At 71.2% G+C, this 20,952-nt stretch carries 19 protein-coding genes; 12 read left to right on the top strand and 7 right to left on the bottom strand.

From position 1 onward, the window contains the following. Positions 1 to 142: 142 nt before the first annotated feature. On the top strand, positions 143 to 1,318 hold the full coding sequence (locus IEY73_RS28080) for an MFS transporter (RefSeq protein WP_189082341.1): 1,176 nt from the start codon (positions 143 to 145) through the stop codon (positions 1,316 to 1,318). 7 nt (positions 1,319 to 1,325) lie between these two features. Here the strand turns inward: IEY73_RS28080 and IEY73_RS28075 are convergent, their stop codons facing one another. Then, positions 1,326 to 2,228, bottom strand: a complete 903-nt coding sequence (locus IEY73_RS28075) for an alpha/beta fold hydrolase (protein WP_189082340.1) — start codon at positions 2,226 to 2,228, stop codon at positions 1,326 to 1,328. A 67-nt stretch (positions 2,229 to 2,295) separates the two neighbouring features. Between IEY73_RS28075 and IEY73_RS28070 the strand changes: the two genes are divergently transcribed. Beyond that, the gene (locus IEY73_RS28070) at positions 2,296 to 2,520 is read left to right on the top strand and encodes a DUF5522 domain-containing protein (protein ID WP_189082339.1); all 225 of its coding nucleotides are present in this window, start codon (positions 2,296 to 2,298) and stop codon (positions 2,518 to 2,520) included. A 65-nt stretch (positions 2,521 to 2,585) separates the two neighbouring features. After that, entirely contained in the window at positions 2,586 to 3,128 is a 543-nt protein-coding gene (locus IEY73_RS28065; RefSeq protein WP_189082338.1) for a hypothetical protein, read from the top strand. Positions 3,129 to 3,140: 12 nt separating this feature from the next. Here the strand turns inward: IEY73_RS28065 and IEY73_RS28060 are convergent, their stop codons facing one another. Then, a complete protein-coding gene (locus tag IEY73_RS28060; protein WP_189082337.1) occupies positions 3,141 to 3,824 on the bottom strand; it encodes an iron-dependent transcriptional repressor DtxR in 684 nt (227 codons plus the stop codon). Between the two features lie 96 nt (positions 3,825 to 3,920). On the opposite strand from IEY73_RS28060, the gene IEY73_RS28055 reads away from it, so the two are divergent. Genes IEY73_RS28055 through dtd form a run of 4 tightly spaced genes read left to right on the top strand, consistent with a single transcriptional unit; the run spans position 3,921 to position 8,755 of the window. Next, positions 3,921 to 5,105 (top strand): acetoin utilization protein AcuC, encoded by a 1,185-nt coding sequence (locus tag IEY73_RS28055; protein WP_189082336.1) that lies wholly within the window; start codon positions 3,921 to 3,923, stop codon positions 5,103 to 5,105. A gap of 3 nt (positions 5,106 to 5,108) precedes the next feature. Further along, positions 5,109 to 7,661 carry a bifunctional acetate--CoA ligase family protein/GNAT family N-acetyltransferase gene (locus tag IEY73_RS28050; RefSeq protein WP_189082335.1) on the top strand — a complete coding sequence of 851 codons (2,553 nt, stop codon included), beginning with the start codon at positions 5,109 to 5,111 and terminating at the stop codon, positions 7,659 to 7,661. Positions 7,662 to 7,679: 18 nt separating this feature from the next. Further along, on the top strand, positions 7,680 to 8,333 hold the full coding sequence (locus IEY73_RS28045; RefSeq protein ID WP_189082334.1) for a phosphotransferase: 654 nt from the start codon (positions 7,680 to 7,682) through the stop codon (positions 8,331 to 8,333). Then, the gene (dtd, locus tag IEY73_RS28040) at positions 8,333 to 8,755 is read left to right on the top strand and encodes a D-aminoacyl-tRNA deacylase (protein WP_189082333.1); all 423 of its coding nucleotides are present in this window, start codon (positions 8,333 to 8,335) and stop codon (positions 8,753 to 8,755) included. Before IEY73_RS28045 ends, dtd begins: the two co-directional genes overlap by 1 nt. A 9-nt stretch (positions 8,756 to 8,764) precedes the next feature. Here dtd and IEY73_RS28035 read toward each other — a convergent pair whose 3' ends face one another. Continuing rightward, the gene (locus IEY73_RS28035; protein WP_189082332.1) at positions 8,765 to 9,550 is read right to left on the bottom strand and encodes a sporulation protein; all 786 of its coding nucleotides are present in this window, start codon (positions 9,548 to 9,550) and stop codon (positions 8,765 to 8,767) included. A 239-nt stretch (positions 9,551 to 9,789) separates the two neighbouring features. Here IEY73_RS28035 and sigB point away from each other — a divergent pair, with 239 nt between their 5' ends. From sigB to IEY73_RS28020, 3 genes are all read left to right on the top strand, one after another. Then, positions 9,790 to 10,773, top strand: coding sequence for an RNA polymerase sigma factor SigB (gene sigB / locus IEY73_RS28030; RefSeq protein ID WP_189082331.1), 984 nt, complete (start codon positions 9,790 to 9,792; stop codon positions 10,771 to 10,773). Positions 10,774 to 13,598: 2,825 nt separating this feature from the next. Beyond that, positions 13,599 to 14,165, top strand: coding sequence for an HhH-GPD-type base excision DNA repair protein (locus IEY73_RS28025; protein WP_189082330.1), 567 nt, complete (start codon positions 13,599 to 13,601; stop codon positions 14,163 to 14,165). A gap of 92 nt (positions 14,166 to 14,257) precedes the next feature. Beyond that, on the top strand, positions 14,258 to 14,608 hold the full coding sequence (locus tag IEY73_RS28020; RefSeq protein ID WP_189082329.1) for a DUF3099 domain-containing protein: 351 nt from the start codon (positions 14,258 to 14,260) through the stop codon (positions 14,606 to 14,608). Between the two features lie 47 nt (positions 14,609 to 14,655). Here IEY73_RS28020 and IEY73_RS28015 read toward each other — a convergent pair whose 3' ends face one another. Beyond that, positions 14,656 to 15,552: a carbohydrate kinase family protein gene (locus IEY73_RS28015; protein ID WP_189082347.1), complete on the bottom strand. Its 897-nt coding sequence runs from the start codon at positions 15,550 to 15,552 to the stop codon at positions 14,656 to 14,658. A gap of 2 nt (positions 15,553 to 15,554) precedes the next feature. Continuing rightward, positions 15,555 to 16,502, bottom strand: coding sequence for a pseudouridine-5'-phosphate glycosidase (locus IEY73_RS28010; RefSeq protein ID WP_189082328.1), 948 nt, complete (start codon positions 16,500 to 16,502; stop codon positions 15,555 to 15,557). 215 nt (positions 16,503 to 16,717) lie between these two features. Between IEY73_RS28010 and IEY73_RS28005 the strand changes: the two genes are divergently transcribed. Together IEY73_RS28005 and IEY73_RS28000 are read left to right on the top strand one after the other, a co-directional pair. Continuing rightward, positions 16,718 to 16,936, top strand: coding sequence for a DUF3039 domain-containing protein (locus IEY73_RS28005; protein WP_189082327.1), 219 nt, complete (start codon positions 16,718 to 16,720; stop codon positions 16,934 to 16,936). A 117-nt stretch (positions 16,937 to 17,053) separates the two neighbouring features. After that, positions 17,054 to 18,790 carry a DEAD/DEAH box helicase gene (locus tag IEY73_RS28000; protein WP_189082326.1) on the top strand — a complete coding sequence of 579 codons (1,737 nt, stop codon included), beginning with the start codon at positions 17,054 to 17,056 and terminating at the stop codon, positions 18,788 to 18,790. A gap of 83 nt (positions 18,791 to 18,873) precedes the next feature. On the opposite strand, the gene IEY73_RS27995 is transcribed toward IEY73_RS28000, so the two are convergent. After that, positions 18,874 to 19,113 (bottom strand): DUF7455 domain-containing protein, encoded by a 240-nt coding sequence (locus tag IEY73_RS27995; protein ID WP_189082325.1) that lies wholly within the window; start codon positions 19,111 to 19,113, stop codon positions 18,874 to 18,876. Positions 19,114 to 19,358: 245 nt separating this feature from the next. Beyond that, the gene (locus tag IEY73_RS27990; RefSeq protein WP_229716223.1) at positions 19,359 to 20,909 is read right to left on the bottom strand and encodes an RNA polymerase sigma factor; all 1,551 of its coding nucleotides are present in this window, start codon (positions 20,907 to 20,909) and stop codon (positions 19,359 to 19,361) included. Positions 20,910 to 20,952: the final 43 nt, after the last annotated feature.

Genomic DNA, 20,952 nt, shown 5'->3' with positions numbered 1-20,952 from the left:
ACGGCCTGGCACGGGCGGCGGGCCGGGCGCGGGCGGCGGGCAGGCCTGGCGCGGGCGGCGGGTAGGCCGGGCACGAGCGGCGGGCGCTGGGTGGGTGGGCCGGTGGCGCGGTGCTGGGCTGCCTGCGGGCTAGGTTGAGATCATGACGCTGGAGCTCGACCGGTCACGGCTGCGCCGGGCCAAGGTCGCCGTCGGCGTCACGTTCGCCGCCAATGGTCTCGCCTACGCCGGATGGCTCGGTCGCGCTCCCGCCGCCCGCGATGATCTCGGTCTCTCCCCGGCCGGGTTCGGCCTGCTGCTGCTCTGCCTGTCGGCTGCCGCCATCGCCTGGGTGCCGCTGGCCGGGCCGCTCGTGCACCGTGCCGGTGCGGCGCGGGCGGTGCTCGCCGGCAGCACCGCGCTTGCGCTCGGCCTGATCGGACTGGCCGTCGGAGCGTACGCCGCTTCGGTGCCGCTGGCCGGCGTGGGCCTGGTGCTCGTCGGCGTCGGCAACAGCACCTGGGACGTGGCGATGAACGTGGAAGGGGCGGCCGTCGAGCGGTCTCTGCGCCGCACCGTCATGCCGCGCTTCCACGCCGGGTTCAGCCTGGGCACGGTGGCCGGTGCGGGGCTCAGCGCGGCCGCCGCCGCGGCCGGGGTGTCGCTGTCCGTTCAACTGGCCGGCACCGCGGTGCTCACCGGCGGCGCGATGGTGGTCACGGTGCGCCGCTTCCTCCCGCATCCGGCGCCTCCCCCCGGCGGTCGGCAGCCGCCCCGCGTACGTCAAGCGTGGCGCACCCCGCGCACGCTGCTGATCGGGCTGGTCATGCTGGGGTTCGGTTTCACCGAGGGTACGGCGAACGACTGGCTGGCCATCGGTCTGGTGGACGACTACCGGGCGGGGGAGACGGTCGCCGCGACGGCGTTCGGGGCGTTCGTCGCCGCGATGACCGTGGCTCGGTTCTTCGGCGGCGTCGCCATCGAACGCTGGGGCCGGGTGACCGTGCTGCGGCTGACCGCCGGGTCCGGCGTGCTGGGCCTGCTGTTGGTGGTCGTCGGCGCGGGCGTACCGGTGGCGCTGGCCGGCGCGGTGTTCTGGGGTGCCGGGGCGTCGCTGGGCTTCCCGATCGGCATGAGCGCGGCGGCCGACGACCCGGTGCGGGCCGCGGTCGACGTGTCCGTGGCGGGCGCCATCGGTTATGGCGCGTTCCTGGCCGGGCCGCCGCTGATCGGGTTCCTGGCGGGGCGCTTCGGCGTGCTGCACGCGATGCTGGCCGTGCTTGTCGCGCTGGGCCTGGGCGTCGCGGCGAGCGGTGCGGCGCGCCCCGCCTCCCGCTGAGGGAACGTCAGCCCGCGTCGGCCAGGAAGTCGCCGATCACCTGCGCCAGCAACTCGGGCTGCTCCATCACCATGGCGTGCGAGGCGTCCGCGAGCTGCAGATGCCGTACGTGCGGCGCGGCCGCCACCTGCTCGGTCAGGAACCGGCGGTGTGCCGCGTAGAGGTCGCCGAACGCCTCCCGCCCCGGCTCGTCCCGGGTGGCCAGCACGAACAGGGCCGGGCAGCGGATTTCCGCGTACGCGTGAGCGAGGTCCAGGTCGGTCATCATCGCCCGGATTTGCGCCCGGTCCGGCGCGGACGGCCGCATCGACGTCGCGCCGTCGCGGTGCACCAGGTTGCGGCGGAAGCCCTCGATCCACACCTTCTCGTTGGCGCCCATGTCCCGTGCCGCCATGCGCTGCCGTTCCACCAGGTCGGCAAGCTGGTCCGGCTCGATCACCCCGCCGGCTCCCGGGTGCTCGGCATCCTCCAGCGTGCGCAGCTCGGCCAGTTGCGTCTCGGCCTTGTCCGCGGGCAGACCCGGGAGACGGTCGGGCCGGCTGGGCGGCGGGACGCCGTCCAGGCTGATCACACCGGGCGACTCCGGATGCCGTGCGGCCCACCGGGCAGCCAGCATGCCGCCCAGCGCATGACCGGCCACCGCGGGCCGGTCCAGTTCCATCTGCACCACGACCGCGGCGATGTCGGCCAGGGCGGCGTCCCAGGTCCAGGGCCCATCTCCGGAACGGCCGTGCCCGCGCAGGTCCATGGTGATCACCCGGTGCCGGGGGCGCAGCGCGCGGGCGAGCGTGGTCATGTGCGCCAGATTGCTCCCGTCGCCGTGCAACAGCACCAGCGGCGGCCGGCTGCCGCCGAAGTCGCGGACGGCGATGGGCAGCTCCCCGGCGTCGATCAGCCGATCGTTGATCACGGGCTCTCCTCGTTCGCGGGTGGGTTCCATTAGACCGCGCCTGCGGGCCGGGCCGTATCGTCGGGCCATGGACCGGCGCCCGCTCACCGAGCCGCATCCCACGCGGCTGGCGCCGGATCACCCCCGGCGTGCCGACATTCTCGCGGCGCACGCCGCGGCCCTGGACGCCGGCCAAGCCGGCTACGCCGACCCGGACAGCGGCCTGTTTGTGCTGACCGCGGCGTTTCTCGCGCGCCGGGGCACCTGCTGCGGACGGGGCTGTCGTCACTGTCCGTACGTTGGTGACTGCTGAGCCGGTCTTTCGCCTCGGGTGTTCGGACCAGTACGGTGTGGCCCGATCACCCGGGAGGACATCAGGTGCGCTCGCGACTTTTCGCCATCGGACTGGTGCTCGCGCTCGCGGGCTGCACCGAGCATGAAGCCGCCACCGCTTCCGCCCCGGCGCCGTCACCGGTCCAGGAACCGGCCGCGTCGGCCGGCGGCATCTGCATCCTCTGGGACTACGACTTCATCGCCGACACCATCGGTGTGCGGTTCGACGTGGCCGCAGCCCGGTCGGCGGACGACACCGCCACGTGCGTGGTGGGCACCCAGGGTGGCACCTGGCCGTACCTCGCTCTCGCCGTGGCGCAGAACAAGAGCGTGGACGCGGACCTGTTCGCCGACGGCGCGCCCAAGGGGTCCAGCAAACTCAAGGGCCTGGGCCAGACCGGTTACCGGGTGGTCGGCACGGCCACCGACGGGCACGGGCCGACCATCGAGATCAGTTGGCTCAGCGAGGCCAAGCAGTTGCAGACGCTCAAGTTCGTCTTCGCGCCCGGCGCGAAGTCCGACGACGTCAGCGCGATGTCGGACAGCCTGCTCGACCTCGCCAAGGCGATGGACACCACCAACGGCTGACGGCGTCGCTGGTCAGACCGCATCCACGAACACCCGAGACGCCACCTCGCGCGGCAGCCTGATCTTGTCGCCGGAGCGGTCGATTGTCACACCGTCGCGCTCCTGCGCCACCGTCACGGTCGCGCCCGGGTCGATCCCCGCCGAGTGCAACTGGCGTAGCACGCCCGCGTTGGTCTGCACGCTCTCGCAGATGCGGCGCACCACGACGCTGCCGGTCAGGCCGGGGAAGGCGAGGTTGCGCTCGGCGGACACCGCCTCGTTCGGTGCGGGCACGATGTCGCCCAGGGCGTCCAGGCCGGGGATCGGATTGCCGTACGGCGAGCGGGTCGGCTTGTTGAGCAGCTCGTAGACCTTCTTCTCCACCGAGTCGCTCATCACGTGCTCCCAGCGGCAGGCCTCCTCATGGGCCTCCTCGTAGGGCATGCCGATCACGTTGACCAGTAGCAGCTCGGCGAGGCGATGCTTGCGCATCACGGAGACGGCGGCGTCGCGGCCGTGCGCGGTGAGCACGAGGTGCCGATCGTTCTCGATGGTCAGCAGGCCGTCACGTTCCATCCGGGCGACCGTCTGGCTCACCGTGGGGCCGCTCTGGTGCAGCCGCTCGGCGATCCGGGCGCGCAACGGAGGAACGCCTTCCTCTTCGAGCTCGAGGATGGTGCGCAAATACATTTCGGTGGTGTCGACTAGGTCGTTCACGGTGCGATCCTCCTCGGCCGATGTTACCTCGCGTGCAGGTCTGACAGGGTTTCGGCGAGGTGGGGAGACCCGACCTTACCGTGCGACGATGGCGAAATGGCGGAGAGCACGACCGCGGTCGTCTGGGACAAGGCATTGCTCGACTACGACATGGGCGATCATCCGCTGGATCCGGTGCGGGTCGAACTGACCATGGCCCTGGCGCGCGAGCTCGGCGTCCTGGACCGCCCCGGGGTGCGGATGCTGACGCCGCACCCGGCCGACGACGCCGCGCTCACCCGCATTCACCGTGCGGACTACCTGGACGCGGTCCGGGCCGCGCCGGCCGACCCGTTCTTCTCCGGCTGGGGCCTGAACACGCCGGACAACCCGGTGTTTGAGGGGATGCACGAGGCCAGCGCGCGGATCTGCGGCGCCACCATCGCCGCCGCCGAGGCGGTCTGGCACGGCGCCGCGCAGCGCGCGGTCAATGTGGCCGGCGGTCTGCACCACGCGATGGCCGCGCGGGCCTCCGGCTTCTGCGTCTACAACGACCCCGCGGTGGCCATCGCCCGGCTGCTGGACCTCGGCGCGCAGCGCATCGCCTACCTGGACGTGGACGTGCATCACGGCGACGGGGTGCAGGCGGCTTTCTACCACGACCCGCGCGTGCTCACGGTGAGCCTGCACGAGAGTCCGCTAACGCTGTTCCCGGGCACCGGGTTCCCGACCGAGGTGGGCGGTGCGGGCGCCGAGGGCACCGCGGTGAACGTCCCGCTGCCGCCGGGCACCGGCGACGCCGGCTGGCTGCGTGCCTTCCACGCGATCGTCCCGTCGGTGGTGCGCGCGTACGCGCCGGAGATCGTGGTGAGTCAGTGCGGCGCGGACGGGCACCGCCTCGACCCGCTCGCCGACCTGCGGCTGACCGTGGACGGCCAGCGTGCGGCGTACATCGCCATGCGGCGGCTCGCCGACGAGGTCTGCGACGGCCGCTGGGTGGTCACCGGCGGTGGCGGGTACGCGCTGGTCGAGGTGGTGCCGCGGGCGTGGACGCATCTGCTGGCGGTGGCCACCGGAGAACCGCTGCCGCCCGGCACGCCGACACCGCCGGAGTGGCGGCGGCTGGCTGCCCAGCGCCGGCCGGGCACCGACGTGCCGGCCGATCTCAGCGACGGCGCGGAGCCCCCGGCGGAGCGTTGGCAGCCGGGCACCACGCCGGACGCGATCGACAAGGCGATCCTGGCCACCCGGACGGCAGTGTTCCCGTGGCACGGCCTCGACCCGCACGACGCCCGGGACTGAGCCGTGACCGTCGAGAAGCACGCCGACGTCCTGCTCTCCGACGGCAGCGCGGTGCACCTGCGGCAGATCCGCCGCGAGGACGCCGACGCCCTCGTGGACTTCCACTCCCGGATGAGCGAGCGCACCCGATATCTGCGGTACTTCTCGCCCTATCCGCGCATCCCACCGCGGGACCTGGAGCGCTTCGTCAACGTCGACCACCGCGACCGGGAAGCCTTCGTGGTCGTCACCGGCCGGCGGATCATGGCCGTCGGCCGGTACGAGCGACTGGGTCCCGGCTCGCCGGACGCCGAGGTGGCGTTCGTGGTGGAGGACGCGCACCAGGGCCGCGGCATCGGCTCGGTCCTGTTGGAGCATCTCGCCGAGGCGGCGCGGGAGAACGGCATCCACCGGTTCGTCGCCGAAGTGCTTCCGCAGAACGGCAGCATGCTGCGGGTTTTTGGGGACTTCGGCTATCAGGTGCAGCGGCGGTACGCCGACGGCGTGGTGCACCTGAGCTTCCCGATCGCCCCCACCGAGAAGTCGCGCGAGGTGCAGGAGAGCCGCGAGCACCGCACCGAGGCACGTTCCGTGGCCCGTCTGCTGGCGCCCCGCGGGGTGGCCGTCTACGGCGCGAGCGCCAGCGGGCAGGGCATCGGGGCGGCGCTGCTCGGCCATCTGCGCGACGGCGGGTACACCGGCGCGGTGGTGCCGGTGCACCGCAGCGCCGACCGGGTCGCCGGACTGCCCGCGTACCCGTCCGCATCGGACGCCCGTACGGAGATCGACCTGGCGGTGATCGCGCTGCCGCCGGACGGGGTGGCCGAGGCCTTGGCGGATGCGGCAGGCGCCGGGGCAAGCGGCATCGTGGTGGTGTCCGCGGGATATGCCGAAGCCGGGCCGGAGGGCGCGGCCGCGCAGCGCGCGCTGGTCGAGGCCGCCCGCGCTGCGGGGCTGCGGGTGGTCGGGCCGAACAGCATGGGCGTGGCCAACGTGGACCCGGCGGTGTGTCTCAACGCGACCCTCGCCCCGCGCCTGCCCGGCGCCGGCCGGGTCGGATTCTTCAGCCAGTCCGGGGCGCTCGGCGTGGCGTTGTTGGCCGAGGCGGACCGCCGCGGTCTGGGGCTGTCCACGTTCGTGTCGGCGGGCAACCGCGCCGACGTGTCCGGCAACGACCTGTTGCAGTACTGGCAGGACGATCCCGGCACCGACGTGGTGCTGCTCTACCTGGAGACGTTCGGCAATCCGCGCAAGTTCGCCCGCCTGGCCCGCCGGATGAGCCGGGTCAAGCCGGTGGTGGCGGTCTCCTCGGCGACCCGGCCGCCGGGGCTCGCCGGTGACCTGCCCGGACCCGATCCGAAGGCGGTCACCGCCCTGTTCGCCCGCTCCGGAGTGATCCGGGTGGACACCGTGGCCGAGCTGTTCGACGTCGGCCTGGTGCTGGCCCATCAGCCCCTGCCGGCCGGCCGGAGGGTGGCCGTGGTGGGCAACTCGTCGGCGCTGTCCGGGCTGGCCGTGGCCGCCTGCCGCGCCGCCGGGCTGGTGGTGGCGGAAGGCTATCCGCACGATCTGAGCCCGCAGGCGGGCGCGCACGAGTTCGGCGACGCGCTCGCCGACGCCGCGGTGGATCCCTGCGTGGACGCGCTGGTGGTGGTGTTCGCGCCGCCGCTGCCCGGTCAACTGCCCGATGAGGATGCCGACTTCGGCGCCGCGCTGGGCAGCGTGGCGCTGGCCGGGGAGAAGCCCACGGTCGCCACGTTCCTGCTCGGCTCGCTGCCGCCGCGGGTGCCCGGCTACCCCTCGGTGGAGGAGGCGGTGCGGGCGCTGGGACGCGTCGCCACGTACGCGGAATGGCTGCGCCGGCCGCCCGGAACGGTGCCCGAACTGTCCGGTGTGGACCCGGTCGCGGCAGGGTCGGACGCCGCCCCGGTGGAGCTGCTCGCCGCGTACGGGATCGACGTGGTGCCCTGCGTGCCGGCCTCGTCCCTGCCCGGCGTGCTCGCCGCGGCGGCGCAGGCCGGCTACCCGGTCGCGGTGAAGGCCGCCGGGGGAGCACTGCGGCATCGCCTCGATCTCGGGGCGGTGCGGCTGGCGCTGGCCGACGAGGGTGACGTGCGCGCCGCGTACGCCGAACTGTCCGCCGCCTTCGGGCCGGACGTGCTGGTGCAGACCATGGTCGCGCCCGGCATCGCGTGCACCGTGGACGTGGTGGAGGACCCGGCGTTCGGGCCGATCGTCGGATTCGGGCTGGGCGGGGCGGCCGGCGAACTGCTGGGCGACATCGCGTGGCGTGCCGCCCCGTTGACCGACCGCGCGGCCGAGGCGCTGGTGGACGAGCCACGCGCCGCGCCCTTGCTGCACGGCTATCGCGGCGCCGCCCCGGTCGACCGCGACGCCCTGATCGACCTCTTGCTGCGCGTGGGCCGGCTGGCCGATGAGCATCCCCGGATGCGTACGTTGTCGCTCAATCCGGTGCTGGCCCGGCCGGACGGATACTCGGTGCTGCACTGCGCGATGGAGCTGGGCGCGGCCGGCGTGCGCCGGGATTCCGGCCCGCGGCGTCTGAACGGTGGCTGACCGCATATCGTTCTCGGCGTGAGTGATCTGCTCGCCTCGGGACGCGAGGCGGACATCTTCCGGTACGGCGACGGGCTCGTGCTGCGCCGTCATCGCGGCGGCCGGGACACGACCGGCGAGGCCGCCACGATGACGTACGTGGGCGGGCTCGGATTCCCGGTGCCCGCCGTGCACCGGGCCGAGGGCGCCGACATGGTGCTGGAACACCTGGCGGGCCCGACCATGGCGCAGGCGTTGATGAGCGGTGACATGGCGATGACGTCCGGCGCGATGATGCTCGCCGACCTGATGCGGCGACTGCACGCGCTGCCGCCGTGGCCCGGCGCCGAGCCGGGCACCGTGATCACACACCTGGACCTGCACCCGGAGAACGTGATCATCACCGCCCGCGGCCCGGTGGTCATCGACTGGACCAACGCCATGGCCAACGATCCGGACCTGGACGTCGCGATGACCGCGCTGATCGTGGCCGAGGTGGCGGTAGGCGCCTTCGAGCACCCGCTGGCCGGGCGGGTGGGCGAGTTCCTGGACGCGTTCCTGGAGTGTGCCCCGGGCGATCCGCGGCGTCACCTCGACCGGGCGGTGCGGATCCGCACCGCGCAACCCACCATGAGCGACCAGGAACGCCGGTTGTTCCCCCGTGCCGTCGCCCGTGTCCGTGGGGAGGCGTGATGCGGGCCCTCGTACAAACCGTCAGCAGGGCCTCGGTCACGGTGGGCGACGAGGTCGTCGGGGAGATCGCCGACGGACTGCTGGTGCTGGTCGGCGTCACCCACGACGACACCGCAACGACCGCCCGAGAACTGGCCCGCAAGGTCCACGAACTGCGCATTCTGGACGATGAGGCGTCGGCCGCCACGGCGGGCGCCCCGCTGCTCGTGGTCAGCCAGTTCACGCTCTACGGCGATGCGCGCAAGGGTCGCCGTCCGACCTGGTCTGCGGCGGCTCCCGCGGAGGTCGCCGAGCCGACGGTCACCGCCTTCGTGACGGCCCTGCGCGACCGCGGCGCGACCGTGGCGACGGGCCGGTTCCGCGCCCACATGCTGGTGGAGAGCGTCAACGTCGGCCCGCGCACGGTCTGGTTGGAGATCTGACGGGACGGTCTAGAACAGCCCGCGGCGCTGCGCGGACTGCCGCAGCCACCCGTCCAGTTGCTGCGCCCAGTCGTACTGGTCCGCGGTGTGATAGTCGACGTCGAACCGACCGAACGCGTCGTGGCCCTCGGTGAACAAGCCGCCCCGCTTGTCGATCTCCAGCACCACCTGCAGCTTGTGCGGCGTCGGCAGGAACGTCACCTCAAGCTGGTTGATGCCGCTCGCGTACGCGGCCGGCGGGTAGAACTCGATCTCCTGGTAGAAGGGGAACTGCTGCTCCACGCCGTACACCCGGCCACGCTCCACGTCGGCGCGACTGAAGCGGAAGCCCAGGCGCTGCAACGCCTCCAGGATGAGCTCCTGCGCGGGCAGCGGGTGCACGGCCACCGCGTCCAGGTCGCTCTTGTCCACCGCGCGGGCCACCTCAAGCTCGGTGGTGAGGCCCATCGTCATACCGTGCAGATGCTGCCCGAACACCTCGGTCACGGGCGTCTCCCACGGGACGTCGAAGCGGAACGCGACGTCGTGGCGTGCGCCCGCCTCCAGCCGGAACGAACCGGTCAGCCGCTGGCGGTGGAACTCCTGGTCGGTGACGTACTCGCTGTCACCAGCCTCCACCTCGACGCGGGTGATCAGTCCGATGGCGATGTATTCGATGTCGGTGGCGTGGTCGCCCCCGGCCACCTGCACGTGGCCTTCCAGGAAGCCGCCGGGGCGGCAGTTCGGGTTGTCGAGCACCGTCTCCACCGACGGCCCCCCGACCCCCATCGCCTGCATCAGACGCTTGAAGACCACTGTTCGTCCTTTCTCGATCGAGCGCGCCCATCGGGGCGGCGCGGGCCGCTCCAGGTCATGGCGATCCGTACTTGTTGTCGGGTTGACGACCTCAGGGTTCTCCCTGATTCATGCCACCTGAAGGCTTGCCTCACCCCCACTTAACGTCCTCAGGGCCAAGCTGGTGATCACCGGCGCGACCGCGACTGGTGTGCACCACTCGGCTATCGCGGGGAGGGGACTGAAAGGTGGTCCTGCAGATGAGCATCGAGAACAGCATGACGGACAGTGTCGAGCCCCAGGCCGACCTGGACGCGACGGACGAGCGCGGCATCTCCGCCGACCTGGTCCGGGCATATCTGAACGGCATCGGCCGCACCCGGCTGCTCACCGCCGTCGAGGAGGTCACCCTGTCCAAGCGCATCGAGGCGGGCCTCTACGCGGAGGAAAAGCTGGCCGGTGGGCACATCCGGGACGCCGATCTGACCGGGCTACTGCACATCGTCGCAGGCGAGGGCAAGGCCGCGAAGAACCGCCTGCTGGAGGCGAACCTGCGGCTCGTGGTCAGCATCGCGAAGCGTTACACCGGCCGTGGCATGGCGTTCCTGGACCTGATCCAGGAGGGCAACCTGGGCCTGATCCGCGCGGTGGAGAAGTTCGACTACACCAAGGGCTACAAGTTCTCCACGTACGCGACCTGGTGGATCCGCCAGGCCATCACCCGCGCCATGGCCGACCAGGCCCGCACCATCCGCATCCCGGTGCACATGGTCGAGCAGGTCAACCGCATGGTTCGGACACGCCGTGACCTGTCAGTCTCGCTCGGTCGCGAGCCGGGCGTCGCCGAGATCGCAGCCGCCATGGGCGTGCCGGAGTTCCAGGTCATCGAGCTGATCTCCTATGACCGTGAGCCGGTGAGCCTGGACCAGGCGGTGGGCGAGGACGGCGAGAGCGCGCTCGGTGACTTCGTCGCGGCGGTCGACGCCCACGCGGAGCCGGGCGGCACCGTCGCCGCGGGCGAGTTGCGCAGCGAGGTGGAGATCGTGCTGGCCACGCTGTCCGAGCGGGAGTCGGCGGTGATCCGGCTGCGGTTCGGGCTGGACGACGGACGCCAGCGCACCCTGGACGAGGTGGGGCGCGAGTTCGGCCTGAGCCGGGAACGCATCCGCCAGATCGAGAAGGTGACGATGCTCAAGCTGCGGGCCCCGGAGCGGGCATCCAGGCTGGAGGCATACGCGAGCTGAGACCGGGCACCACGAACCACCACTACCACCACGGCCGGTTGCCGCACGGTGACCGGCCGTTTCGGGTCCACCGGAGACCGCGCGCCGACGCGCGGCGGAAGCCTCTTCGGTGGATCCGCCCCGCAGCAGCTTCCGCTGTGTTGTTCCGGCGCTGGCGCTGGCGCTGACGCGCTGTGTTGTTCCCGGCGGGCGTTGTCGCGCTGTGTTGTTCCCGAGTTGGCCTCTCGCGCTGCCGCCTCCGGGTCGCAGCTTCCGTCATCTGGCCCACTTTTACCCTTTCTGCAGCGCTCCTTCCTCTTTGTGGCTTCCTCTTTGTGGCTTCCGTGCCGTGGCTTCCGTGCTGTCGCTTCCGCGCTGTGGCTTCCCTGTGGCTCCCGTGCTGTCCTCGGCGCTGTCTTCCGGGCGATCGTCGCTCCCGCCCTGTGGCTGCCCGCGCTGTCCCCATCGCTGATCTGCCTTCCGGTCCGGTGACGTGGGCGGGGCGCGCCCCTGTGCCTGCGTCCTGTGCCTGCGTCCTGTGCCTGCGTCCTGTGCCTGCGTCCTGTGCCTGCGTCCTGTGCCTGCGCCCTGTGCCTGCGCCCGCGTCCTGCGCCTGCGCCCGCGTCCTGCGCCTGCGTCCTGCGCCTGCGTCCTGCGCCCGCGCCGGTCAGGACGTCGCCGATGTGCAGCCTGACGTCTGACCCCTCCGCCGGGTTTCCTGCCGAAAATGATTTCGTTGATCTCGCCATTGTGGCAATTCTCTGCTCGGGTTCGGAGCGCGCATATACGTCCGATCCCTACCTCCGATGATTGGTCGGATTTTTCGTTCACGGAAATGCTGATGAGATCAACTAATGGTGGGGTTAGATGGTGGCGTGGGAGGATTTCTGCATGCGGCAGCTACAATTCTTCACCACGGCTCAACTGGCCTCCATGCGCGACCGGACGAAGCGCCGCAACTATTCCGCCGAGGCCGAGGAATTCCGTCGTGAGCATGCGCGGCACAGGGAATGGGGACTGGCGCAACGACATGCGCGCAAGCTGTGCCGCCGGTATGGCCATGTTCCTGATGACGCGGAGCTGATCGCAAACTGGAACGAACGGATGGCCGAGCCTCGGCCGCCCGAGCCGGCGAATGATGGCCAGCCGGGCATGGTGCCCGACGGCGGCGCCGGGTCGTCGACAGCCCTTGGGCCGTCGACAGCCCCCGGTCGTTGTCGGCCTCGCCGCGGTGCATCACTCTCCTCGCCGGTGCCGGTGCCGGTGCCGGTGCCGGTGCCGGTGCCGGTGCCGGTGCCGGAGCCGGAGCCGGAGCCGGAGCGGCCGAGCCTGGCCGGGCCAACGCCATTGCCGGATGGCGAACCGAGGCCGCCGGAGTCAGGAACGCGACTCGGCCCGGTGTCAGGACGGGTGCGGACTGTCGATGCTGGCCAGCTCGTGCCGGTTCTGCCGTCGGTCTACGGTGCCGTTGGCGCGGAACCCATGACGGTCAAGCCCGAGCTGGGCGGGTCTGGGCTGGGCGGGTCTGGGCTGGGCGGGTCCGGGCTGCCCGAGCCCGAGCTGGTCGAGCCTGGAGTGGCTGAGCCTGGGGTGGCTAAGCGTGAGTTGGCCCAGCGTGAGCTGGTTGCGGCTGGGTCACTGAGAAGGGCGGGGCCGAGGCCGGGGCGGCTGATCAGGATGGAGCCGAGTGCGGACCGGCCGAGCGGGACGGGAATGGAGTCAAACAGACGCGAACGAGCGGGACGGAACCGGGCCGGCAGTGGTGCGTGGTGGTGCCAGGCCGGTGGGAGGGCGGCAGCCGGATCTTCGGAGGCGACGCCGTTCTCGGTCCGGCCCGCTATACGCCGCCGCGTCCTCTGCCGGGTGCGCCGTTCGCAGATCCTGGACCGGGTCGTGCCCGATCCGGAGAGGAAAACGCAGCCGGGTCGGAGAGGAAAACGCAGCCGGGTCGGAGAGGAAAACGCAGTCGGGGCGGAACGCAGCCGGGGCGGAATGTGGCAGGGCGCGGAATGTGGCCGGGGCGCGGGAGGGTGGCCGATGGCCATGGGTGTGCGGGAGGGGCGGCTGGGGCGCGGGGTGCGCGGTTGGACATGTGGGGTGCACGAGCGGGCTCGTGGAATGGTTGGCCGGGCAAGCGAGAGGGTGCAGCCGGGCCCGGGAAATGCGAAAAGAAAGGCCGCACAGAATGTTCGCAGATGACGCGAGGGGTGTCGTGGACTTTCGCGCGATGGCGCATTCGCATTCGCGGAGCGTCGGCCGGTCGTGCCGTGCTCAAATCGGTCAACGCAGAGGGGCCGCCAACGATGTCTGCCGGTTGTGGCGCTACCGACGGAGATGGTCGGAACGTCGCCGCCGATCGATCTTTCGGATTCTGTCGGCGAAATCGCCGTAAAAGTAGTGCCTGCGGGGCGCAATCTCCAAGATCGACCCGGGCGGCGGCTGCGGGCGGGGGCGGCTCACGGCTGGGGGCTCGTGGGAGGGGTGCCAGCTCAGGGGCTGGGGCGGGCTCGTGGGAGGGGTGCCAGCTCAGGGGCTGGGGCGGGCTCGTGGGAGGGGTGCCGGCTCGCGGGCAGCGGCGGCTCGTGGCAGCGGCGGCTCGCGGGCAGCGGCGGCTCGTGGCAGCGGCGGCTCGTGGGAGGGGCAGCAAGAGTAAGGGTGGTCGCTCGCAGGGACGGCGAGGGGAGAGGGGCGGATCCGTGGGTCTGTGTCGGCTGGAACAACGGCGCTCGTCGTGCTGTAGTGAGTCTTCGTTCCGGATCGGTCGTCGAGGGCCGCCGGGTCAGGATGTCATTGAACGCGCCACGTGCGGCCGGCGCGTTGCCGGTGCTCGCGAACAGGACGAAGACATGGCCATTTCGCTGCCCATCGCCGCCGAGGCGAACGATCTGCTGGACCGGGACCCGCTGGCGTTGCTCATCGGGATGGTCCTGGACCAGCAGGTGTCCATGGAGAAGGCGTTCTCGTCGCCGTACGTGCTCGCTCAGCGGCTCGGCCACGCACCCACCGCCACCGAGCTCGCTGAGTTCGACCCCGACGCGCTGGTGGCGGTCTTCGCCGAGACGCCGGCATTGCACCGGTTCCCCAAGGCGATGGCCAAGCGCGTGCAGGAGGTCTGCCGTGCGCTGGTCCAGAGCTACGACGGCGTGGCCGCGAATCTCTGGGCGGATGTCCCGGACGGTGCCGAGTTGCTGAAGCGGGTGGCGTCGCTGCCCGGGTTCGGCAAGCAGAAGTCGCAGATCTTCGTGGCGCTGCTGGGCAAGCAGCGCGGCGTGTGCCCGGACGGGTGGCAGGAGGCGGCCGGTGCCTACGGCGAGCCGGGATGCCACCGGTCGGTCGCGGACATCGTCGATGCGGCATCGTTGGAACAGGTCAGGGCATACAAGAAGGAGATGAAGGCGGCGGCCAAGGGCTGACCGATCGGTCCCGAGGGGTTCGGCCCCGGCGACGGTACTGGCCGCCTCGGCGGGCCCGGTGCAAGGATGGGGAGTCGATCGGAGATGAGAGCGTGAAGAAGCAGCCGGAGCGGCCGGCGTTGATCACCAACGCCGCGCGCAGCCAGAGCGACCAGCTCCGCAGCCGTGAGATCCGCTACGTCTCGATGATGGCCATGCGCGCGGTCTGTCTGATCGTCGGCGCGATCCTGATCAGCGTCCAGCCGCCGCTTCTGCCGCTGTGGCTGATCCTGTGTGCCGCGGGGATGGTCTTCCTGCCGTGGGCGGCCGTCCTGATCGCCAACGATCGGCCGCCGAGGACCAAGGCCGAGCGCCACGCCGCGGACACCGAACGGACGCGGACGGCGATCGCCGCCGAACCCGCCCAGCGGGAGCGGGAGCGGGTCATCGACGCCGAGGACTGAACTTTCAACGCGGCGAGGCCGGCGGCGCGAACCGGACGTGCTCGATGTCAGGTTGATAAAGGTTCAGTGATCGACGGCCGGGCGCCGACCCGGCCCACCGCGGTCGCGCCGAGGGCCGCACCGGCGGCCAACGCCTCGACCGGTGTCGCCCCGGACATCCAGGAATGCAGCAGACCCGCCGCGAAGGCATCACCCGCCCCGGTCGGGTCGACCATCGGCTGCCGGGTCCCGCGCACCGTCGCGCTGCCGTCCGGCCCGGTCCACCGCGCTCCGTCGCCGCCCAGCTTGATCACGACATGTCCGGCCGCCGCGATGAGTGCCGCGGCCTGCGCCTCCGGTTCGTCGTGGCCGCTGAGCACGGCTGCCTCGTCCGCGTTGCACAGGAGCAGGTCGGCGCCCCGGACCCAGTCGAGGAACGCCTCCGCGCCGACGGCGCGTAACGGGCCGGCGGAGGAGGCGTCCACGCTCACCGTCAGACCGTGCCGCAGGGCCGCGCGCAGCGCCTCCCGGCCGGCCGCGCGGGAACCCTCGTTGAGGAGGGCATACCCGGACAGATGTAGATGGGTGGCGTGCGGGACGTCGCGTACCGCGGTGCGTACATGGTCCGGGTCGAGGAGTAGGCAGGCGCCCGGGTCGGTGATCAAGGTCCGTTCCCGGGAGCTGCTCAGCACCACCACCGTGCCGGTGACCGCGCCCGCGTGCGCGCGCACCGCACATCGCACGCCTGCGGCGTCGAGCTCGGCGACGCGCTCGCGGCCCGCGGTGTCATCGCCGACCGCGGCGATCAGGGTCACCGCGGCACCGGCGTGGGCGAGCCATGCGGCCGTGTTCGCTCCCTGCCCGCCCCCGTGCGGCCGGATCATGGCCGGCGTGTCGGTGCCGGGCTGGATCTCTTCCCGGTGCGCTACCACCACGTCGGTGACCAGGTCGCCGACGACGATGATGCTCACCCGGGAAGGCCGAAGCCCAGAGCTGCCGGAGCCGGCGCGGCGGCGACCGCGATCTGTGCGGCCAGTGCCGCGTTGCGCAGGATGATCCGTACGTTGACGGCCAGGCTGCGACCCTCGGTGCGGGAGTGGAAGTGCGCCAGCAGGAAGGGCGTGACGTCCTTGCCGCTGACGCCCCGCTCGGCCAGCTCGGCGAGGCCGGTACGCAGCGTCTGGTCGTGCAGCGCCGGGTCGAGTTGTTCGTCGGGTGGCAGCGGGTTCGCCACGATCAGCGCGGCACGGCTGACACCCTGGTGCGTCCGGGCGGCGGCAGCGTCGGCGACCTGCTGCGCGGAGTCGAGCGACCAGTCCAGGTCAAATCCGCCATCGGTCACGAAGAAGCCGGGGAACCGCCGTGTGCGATACCCGGCGACCGTCACGCCCAGCGTCTCCATGCGTTCCAGGGTGGCGCCGACGTCGAGGAGCGACTTGACCCCGGCGCAGACCACCGTGATCGGGGTGCGCGCCAAGGTGGTCAGGTCGGCCGACTCGTCGAACGTCTGAGCCGCCTCCCGGTGCACGCCGCCCAGGCCACCGGTGGCGAACACGTCGATGCCCGCCGCTGCGGCGACCGCGCTGGTGGCGGCGACCGTGGTGGCGCCGTTGGCGCCGGTGGCCGCCGCCACGGCGAGATCGCGGACGGAAAGTTTCGCCACGTCGTCGGCACCGGCCAGGTGTTCGATCTGGGCGTCGTCGAGGCCGACGATCAGCCGTCCGCCGATCATGCCGATCGTCGCCGGCACGGCTCCGTGATCACGTACCGTCTGCTCGATCTCGCGGGCGACACGCAGGTTGTCCGGCCGCGGCAGGCCGTGCGAGACAAGGGTGCTCTCCAGGGCGACCACCGGCCGTCCCTCGCGGCGCGCACGCTGCACGTGCGCGCCGAACTGCAGGGCGAAATCCGTCACACCGCCAACGGTACGGCGATCCGTTGTCGCGTTGTCGTTGGACCGGCCGAAGGTGAGATGCAAGACTTAGGGATTGCGACATGGGGAGCAGGTCGATCCTGCCCAACTGAGCCTGCCCCGCTGAGCCTGCTGACAGGGCCCGGTCGATGCCGTCGTGGCCGTCCGGGGTGCGCATATGGGTGAGACAGTGCAGACGTGAATGAGAGGCGGATGCCGTGAGCACGCAGATCTTGGAGCGCCCGGAGACCAAGGACTCCGACACCGGGCCGGAAATGTTCCACTACGTGCGCAAGGAGAAGATCGCCGAAAGCGCCGTCATGGGTACGTTCGTCGTGGCGCTGTGCGGTGAGAAGTTTCCGGTGACCAAGTCGCCGAAACCGGGTTCGCCGGTGTGCCCGCAGTGCAAGGAGATCTACGAGGCGATGAAGCACTGACCCGGTGATCCGCTGAGTCGCGGCGAGGCGTCCCTGCTTCGCCGCGCATGTTTCGTGCCCCCGCCTCCGCACCCACGGCGCGGGGGCGTTCTCGCGCCGAAGGGGATCGTCGCTTTCGTGAGCCCGCCACTGCCCGACCTGGACACCTTCCCGCCTCTGCGGGCCTGGCAGCGCAAGGCGCTGGTGCAATATCTGCGCCGGCGCTCCGATGACTTCACCGCAGTGGCGACGCCGGGGGCCGGAAAGACCACCTTCGCCCTGCGCATCGCCGCCGAGCTGCTCGCCGACAAGACCGTGGAGGCGGTCACCGTGGTCTGCCCGACCGAACACCTCAAGGGGCAGTGGGCGACCGCGGCGGCACGCGTCGGCATTCAACTCGACGCGACGTTCCGCAACGCCGACGTGCACTCGGCTCGCGACTTCCACGGTGCCGTCCTGACGTACGCGCAGGTGGGCATGGCCCCTGCCGTGCACCGGCGGCGGACCATGACCCGGCGCACCATGGTGATCCTGGATGAGATCCACCACGCTGGAGACGCCCGGACCTGGGGTGACGGCGTCAAGAACGCCTTCGAGCCGGCCGTCCGGCGTCTGATGCTGACCGGCACGCCGTTCCGGTCGGATGACAATCCCATTCCGTTCGTGGAGTACGAGCGCGGGCAGGACGGCCTGCTGCGGTCGCGGGCCGACGCGTCCTACGGATACTCCGACGCGCTGGCCGACGGCGTCGTGCGCCCGGTGATCTTCCTTGCCTATTCGGGGGAGACCCGCTGGCGCACCAACGCCGGTGACGAACTGGCCGCTCGCCTGGGCGAACCGATGACCAAGGACCTGATCGCCCAGGCGTGGCGTACCGCCCTGGACCATCGCGGCGATTGGATGCCGCAGGTGATGCGGGCGGCCGACGAGCGATTGTCCCGGCTGCGGGCGAACGGCATTCCGGACGCCGGGGGACTGGTCATCGCGAGCGACCAGCAGGCCGCTCGGGCGTACGCGAAACTGCTCGACGCGGTCTGCGGAGAGCGCCCCGCGGTGGTGCTGTCCGATGACGCGGGTTCCTCCGAACGCATCGCCGCCTTCGCCTCCTCCACGCAGCGATGGCTGGTCGCGGTGCGCATGGTGTCTGAGGGGGTGGACATCCCGCGCCTGGCCGTCGGGGTCTATGCCACCAGCGCCTCCACCCCGCTCTACTTCGCGCAGGCCATCGGCCGGTTCGTCCGGGCCCGCCGGGAAGGGGAGATGGCCAGCGTCTTCCTCCCGAGCGTGCCGCACCTGCTCGGCCTGGCCAGCGAGATGGAGGCGCAGCGCGACCACGTGCTCGGCGCGCCCAAGGATCCGGACGGCTTGGACGACGCGCTGCTGGAGCGCGCGCAGCGTGCCGAGAAGGCCGAGGGTGAGCTGGAGAACCGGTTCGAGGCCGTCTCCGCCACCGCGGAACTCGATCAGGTGATCTACGACGGCACGTCCTTCGGCACCGGCGCCCGGGCCGGTTCGGCGGAGGAGGCGGACTTCCTGGGCCTGCCCGGCCTGCTCACCCCGGACCAGGTCACCATGCTGCTGAACAAGCGGCAGAGTGCGCAACTGGCGGCGCAGAAGCGGGATGCCGCGCAGACGCAGCGGGACACCGACGAGCCCGTTCCGGAACAACGCGCGCCGTCACCGATGAGCGCGGGGGAACGCCGCAACAGCCTGCGCCGCCAGCTCAACACCCTGGTCGCGGCGCACCACCACCGGACCAACCTGCCGCACGGCAAGATCCACGCCGAGTTGCGCAGGGTGTGCGGTGGCCCGCCGAGCGCCCAGGCGTCGATCGAACAACTGGAGGAGCGCATCGCCACCATCCAGACGATGTGACGCCGCCGCCCGGCGGTCAGGGCAGGGAAAAGGGGCGCCCCACAGGTTGTGGTGCGCCCCTCCTATGTCTCCGGGGAGTGCTGCTAGTTGGAGTTGGACATCATGTCCGCGCCGCGCCAGTTGAACTCGGGGTCGGCCGCGTACTGCACTGCGATCTTCACCAGATCCTCGGCGTACCGATTGGCGTGGTGTCCGCAGAACACCAGCTCGCCGCCACCAGCCAGGGTCAAACGGAGCTTCCCGGCTGCATTGCAGCGGTCGCACCGTTCATCGGCTGCTGGTCCGGCCACCGTTCCCGCCGGCGGCGTGAGAGTCGGGGTCATCGCCTTCCTCCTCTGGTCGTCACCGATGAACATGTTCCTCGGCTACTGCTGACACATCGTGCAACACCCTGCACCGTTGCAGCCTTCCCACAGTGCCCCTGCGGGAGCCAGGTCACACCCGGCTGAACCAAGTGTGCCCTGGGTCAAGGGTGCCACGTCAACGATCACTTCTGCACAACGGTCTGAGCACCGCCCGATGATGTACGGGTGGTGACCAATCGGGCACAAAGAGTTGACCGCAGACCCTAGTCCAGGTAGTCACGCAATACCTGGGAGCGCGACGGATGGCGCAGCTTCGACATCGTCTTGGACTCGATCTGCCGGATCCGTTCGCGGGTCACCCCGTAGACCTGGCCGATCTCGTCCAGCGTGCGAGGTTGCCCGTCGGTCAGGCCGAACCGCAGCCGCACCACGCCGGCCTCACGCTCGGAGAGTGTCTGCAACACCTGCTGAAGCTGGTCCTGCAGGAGTGAGAAGGATACCGCGTCCACCGCGACGACGGCTTCCGAGTCCTCGATGAAGTCACCAAGCTGGCTGTCGCCCTCGTCGCCGATCGTCTGATCGAGGGAAATCGGCTCACGCGCGTACTGCTGGATCTCCAGCACCTTCTCCGGCGTGATGTCCATTTCCTTGGCCAGCTCCTCCGGAGTGGGCTCGCGGCCCAAGTCCTGAAGCAGCTCACGCTGTATGCGGCCGAGCTTGTTGATCACCTCGACCATGTGCACCGGGATGCGGATGGTGCGGGCCTGGTCGGCCATGGCGCGGGTGATGGCCTGGCGGATCCACCAGGTCGCGTACGTGGAGAACTTGTAGCCCTTGGTGTAGTCGAACTTCTCCACCGCGCGGATCAGGCCCAGGTTGCCCTCCTGGATCAGGTCCAGGAACGCCATGCCGCGGCCGGTGTAACGCTTGGCCAGCGACACCACGAGCCGCAGGTTCGCCTCCAGCAGGTGGTTCTTGGCGCGCTCGCCGTCGCGGCCGATCCAGCGCAGGTCCCGCTCGTAGGTGCGGTCGAGGTTTTCCTCGCCCTCGTCGCAGGCGCGCAGCCGCTCCGCGGCGTACAGCCCGGCCTCGATCCGCTTCGCGAGCTCGACCTCCTGCTCGGCGTTCAGCAGCGGGACCTTGCCGATCTGCTTGAGGTACGCCCGGACGGAGTCCGCCGACGCGGTCAGCTCGGCGTCCCGGCGGGCCTGCTTGAGCGCCTCGGACTCCTCGTCGTCCCACTCGAAGTCGCCGTCGGTCGCCGACGAGGCCGCGTCCGACGCGGCGGCCTGCACCATGGCGGCGGGTTCGTCGACCACCACGTCCTCGATCTCGCCGGCCAGTTCGGCGGCATCGATCTCTTCCTCGCCGCCCTCGCCCGGCTTGCCGGCCTTGCCCGGGGCTGCCTTGCCCGGCCCGGCTGCCTTCTTGGCGGTGGCCTTGGTCGCCTTCTTGGCCGGCGCCGCCTTCTTCGCCGCCGGGGCGACCTCGCCGTCGGCGGCGTTCTGCTTGGGCGCGGCGGGAGCCTTCTTGGCCGGCGCCGCCTTGGCCGTGGTGGCCTTCGACGCGGGCGTCGCGGACCGCGCGGCGGCGACCTTGCGTTTGGTGCTGGCCGAGCCGTCGACCACGACGGTGATGCCGGCATCCACGAGAGCGCGGAGAATCTTCTTAGCCTGTGCCGGTGTCACCTCGGCTGACTCGACCGTCTGCACGACCTCGGCCGACGTGATCTGCCCGCCCGCACCCCGCGCGTGGGCGATCAGGGCCTCGGTGAGAGAGCGAACGTCGGCACCGGTCTGGTGGGCTTCTGTCACGAATGACCTTCCGGAGGCGATGAGTGTGAGCACGGCCAAGTGC

It is taken from the genome of Mangrovihabitans endophyticus (genome assembly GCF_014646155.1).
Classification (GTDB): domain Bacteria; phylum Actinomycetota; class Actinomycetes; order Mycobacteriales; family Micromonosporaceae; genus Actinoplanes; species Actinoplanes endophyticus.
The sequence above is the reverse complement of the archived record's forward strand: the minus strand, read 5'-3'. Positions and strand labels throughout refer to the sequence as shown.

Excerpts from the sequence above, each read along its gene's own strand:
- IEY73_RS28080 (WP_189082341.1), top strand. The coding sequence starts at position 143 with ATGACGCTGGAGCTCGACCGGTCACGGCTGCGCCGGGCCAAGGTCGCC.
- IEY73_RS28070 (WP_189082339.1), top strand. The coding sequence starts at position 2,296 with ATGGACCGGCGCCCGCTCACCGAGCCGCATCCCACGCGGCTGGCGCCG.
- IEY73_RS28055 (WP_189082336.1), top strand. The coding sequence starts at position 3,921 with ATGGCGGAGAGCACGACCGCGGTCGTCTGGGACAAGGCATTGCTCGAC.
- dtd (WP_189082333.1), top strand. The coding sequence starts at position 8,333 with ATGCGGGCCCTCGTACAAACCGTCAGCAGGGCCTCGGTCACGGTGGGC.
- sigB (WP_189082331.1), top strand. The coding sequence starts at position 9,790 with ATGAGCATCGAGAACAGCATGACGGACAGTGTCGAGCCCCAGGCCGAC.
- IEY73_RS28025 (WP_189082330.1), top strand. The coding sequence starts at position 13,599 with ATGGCCATTTCGCTGCCCATCGCCGCCGAGGCGAACGATCTGCTGGAC.
- IEY73_RS27995 (WP_189082325.1), bottom strand. The coding sequence starts at position 19,113 with ATGACCCCGACTCTCACGCCGCCGGCGGGAACGGTGGCCGGACCAGCA.